At 61.2% G+C, this 2806-nt stretch carries 6 protein-coding genes; all 6 read left to right on the top strand.

The annotated features are described in order from the left end of the window. On the top strand, positions 1 to 620 hold a 620-nt coding region (locus SZN_RS36525), incomplete at its 5' end, for an IS256 family transposase (RefSeq protein WP_007505737.1). A 29-nt stretch (positions 621 to 649) separates the two neighbouring features. After that, positions 650 to 841 carry a DUF7848 domain-containing protein gene (locus SZN_RS36520; RefSeq protein ID WP_007505735.1) on the top strand — a complete coding sequence of 64 codons (192 nt, stop codon included), beginning with the start codon at positions 650 to 652 and terminating at the stop codon, positions 839 to 841. Between the two features lie 318 nt (positions 842 to 1159). Then, positions 1160 to 1390: a toxin C-terminal domain-containing protein gene (locus tag SZN_RS39510; RefSeq protein ID WP_086021501.1), complete on the top strand. Its 231-nt coding sequence runs from the start codon at positions 1160 to 1162 to the stop codon at positions 1388 to 1390. Further along, positions 1359 to 1847, top strand: a complete 489-nt coding sequence (locus SZN_RS36515) for a hypothetical protein (RefSeq protein WP_208865895.1) — start codon at positions 1359 to 1361, stop codon at positions 1845 to 1847. Before SZN_RS39510 ends, SZN_RS36515 begins: the two co-directional genes overlap by 32 nt. 83 nt (positions 1848 to 1930) lie before the next feature. After that, positions 1931 to 2317: a hypothetical protein gene (locus tag SZN_RS39505; protein ID WP_244313493.1), complete on the top strand. Its 387-nt coding sequence runs from the start codon at positions 1931 to 1933 to the stop codon at positions 2315 to 2317. 85 nt (positions 2318 to 2402) lie between these two features. Continuing rightward, a complete protein-coding gene (locus tag SZN_RS36510; protein ID WP_007505730.1) occupies positions 2403 to 2738 on the top strand; it encodes a hypothetical protein in 336 nt (111 codons plus the stop codon). The last annotated feature ends 68 nt before the right edge of the window (positions 2739 to 2806 follow it).

Below are 2806 nucleotides of genomic sequence, written 5' to 3'. Positions count from 1 at the left end.
CCGGCGACGGCGGCGAGGGCGCCAAGTACTGGCTGCATGTGTTCACCGAGCTGAAGAACCGCGGCCTGGACGACGTGCTGATGCTGGTCCGCGACGGGCTCAAGGGCCTGCCCGAGGCCGTGGAGACCGTCTGGCCCCGCACGATTGTCCAGACGTGCGTGGTTCACCTGCTGCGCAACTCGTTCCGTTACGCGGCCCGCCAGGACTGGGACAAGGTCGCCAAGGCGCTCAAGCCCGTCTACACCGCCCCCAGCGAGGACGCGGCGGCGGAACGGTTCGGGGAGTTCCAGGAAGCCTGGGGCCGGAAGTATCCGGCGATCATCAAGCTGTGGGAGAACGCCTGGGCCGAGTTCGTCCCCTTCCTCTCCTTCGACGTCGAGATCCGCAAGGTCATCTGCAGCACGAACGCGATCGAGAGCGTCAATGCCCGCATCCGCAGGGCCGTCCGGGCTCGCGGTCACTTCCCCAACGAGGCCGCCGCGTTGAAGTGCATCTACATGGCCCTGATGAGCCTGGACCCGACCGGCAAGGGCCGCAGGAGGTGGACCATGCGCTGGAAGGCGCCCCTGAACGCCTTCCAGATCGCTTTCGAAGGCCGCCTGACCCCGAACAACAACTGACACCTCAACAACCAAGATCAGCCGTTAAGTTGACACACCCCCGACCTCGAAGCGGTCTGCGTCACGGCGAGGAACACAACTGCGGTGCCACCTCCGGCACCCTGCACACCCCGGACGAGCTGGCCCGCTGGATCGCCGGACACTGCGCCACGACCGGCCACGGGGTGTACGAGCAGACCGCCCGCACCATTCTCCGCGCCGAGCCCGGAGCCTGGCAGTAGAGTCCCTTTGCGCCGCCACCGCATCAGCCGTAGCGCGACCGTGCCGCCCGCGTCCCTGACGGCAGTAGCGACGGCAACACCCACGGATTCCCCCGCACAACCACGGACACCAGCGGAACCGAAACCGGCGCTGATCTGCGAATACGCAGATAGAGAGGGGTCGCGTAGCACACGTACTATGTACTCGCTGGTCAGACGCCGGTACTCGTTCACAACAGCAACTGTGATCTTCCTGAGGGGTACACCTCTTCCCCGGCGCTCAAGGGTGATCCTTATCATCCGGACTCGGTAGCCGCGCGAAGTGCGCAGAACCGGGAGTTGTACGCCGGAACCGTAGGGGACAGGGCGGGGGCCCTTGGGTACAGGACGAGAATCCCTGCGCAAAAGGCTCCGTTCAATTCACACGGCCAGGTGGTCTTCTCGAATGGGAAGAACTACATCACGCCGGATGTTGACGGGCATAATGTGTCGAACGGCTGGAAGATGTTCAACCGCAAGGGCCAACGGATCGGTACTTATGACCCAGACCTCAACTATCTCAAGGAATAACCGTTTCGCGATCGAAGTGATCGGTGATCTCGCCTCGGAGGGTGGCGTCTCGTCACCTTCCGAGGCCACCGGTAGGGTCACAGTCGGGGATTTCTCAGAATCATTCCCGATGGACCTGAGTTTCTGGACGGTGGGTGACTACTCTCGAAGTTGGGAGAGAGCCCTGAGGGAGCTTGAGGCGAGCAAGAATTCGACCTCGTGCCTCATCTCTTCGATCACGGACCCGGAGACCGCTAACTTCATCTTCTGCTGGCCTATCTACCGGGAAGGGGAAGATGTCTACGTGCAAAACTCGATCATCTTCCTGGACGGCCTCGAAGAACAGTTCAATCCACAAGAGCCTTGGCGATATGTGGAGGCTCGGAGTTTGGTCGACGAGGACGGGAACCAAATTTCTGAGTGGTCGACGACCATCTCTCAGGTGCGGCGGTTCCGCGAGTCCATCGGGGGCCAGTAGGTCACATACACACGCAAATTTGAAGCCCCGTCAGGCGGCGCCTGGCGGGGGATGCGCCGGTCCTGGTTCACAACTGCGGCGAGGTGGCAGTCGACACGAATGCAGTGACGGATGCCCTCTCGGGCACAAAGACCGCTGAAGTAGATGCCGCCTTGACGGGGCGCGCCCCGGTGCTTTCACCGACTGCTCATCGTGAACTACTCGAAGGTGGACACTCGGCAGATGCCATTGGTAGCTGGTTGTCGGAGCGGGGAGGACGCATGGGACCGGCTTCCACCAGCGAAGGCGTTGCTTCACTCCAGGCTCGCCTCAGGGGCATGTGGAAGGGTAAGTCCTTCAATCCGATGATTGCCGACGACGACGCTTCGGTCTTGCATTCGGCGATACAGGATGGATTGTCGATCATCACAAACGACAAGAGAGTCTATAAAAATATCGAAAGGCTCGGATATTCGAGTGAGCGATATTAGTTGATCATGCTGTTTGGGGTGCCCCGTGCTTGCTGGCTTGCGGGGCACCCCAGACCGGGTAAACAGGCTGGTAGAAGGTGGCTACATGCGTGAAGATGAACTCGAGGAGATCGAGGAGTTGTGCTCTGCGGCCACTCCGGCGCCTTGGTTCGTTAGGACCTTGGACGATGACTCCGCCATGAATCTTGTGGCGGTGAGCACGGCTCCCGACACTGGTGCTGCCGAGAGGTGGCCGAACTTTGATCATCGAGACATGATTGCCGCAACTTTGGTTCAGCATCCGCGATACGTCGATTCTGGCGACGAACGCTGGGACGAGAACGCGGCCTTCATCGCAATGGCGCGGGAGGCTGTGCCGCGCCTTGTGGAAGAGGTTAGGCGTCTCCGGGCCCTGCTTGCAGGTGAGGGGAGTGGTCAATGATGGGCTATTCGGGCTTCATGGTCAATCGCGGAACCGGAGTCTGAATTCCGTCTTCTCGTTGGCCTGAG

This window comes from Streptomyces zinciresistens K42, assembly GCF_000225525.1.
Lineage (GTDB): Bacteria > Actinomycetota > Actinomycetes > Streptomycetales > Streptomycetaceae > Streptomyces > Streptomyces zinciresistens.
The sequence above is the reverse complement of the archived record's forward strand: the minus strand, read 5'-3'. Positions and strand labels throughout refer to the sequence as shown.

Excerpts from the sequence above, each read along its gene's own strand:
- SZN_RS36515 (WP_208865895.1), top strand. The coding sequence starts at position 1,359 with ATGACCCAGACCTCAACTATCTCAAGGAATAACCGTTTCGCGATCGAA.
- SZN_RS36510 (WP_007505730.1), top strand. The coding sequence starts at position 2,403 with ATGCGTGAAGATGAACTCGAGGAGATCGAGGAGTTGTGCTCTGCGGCC.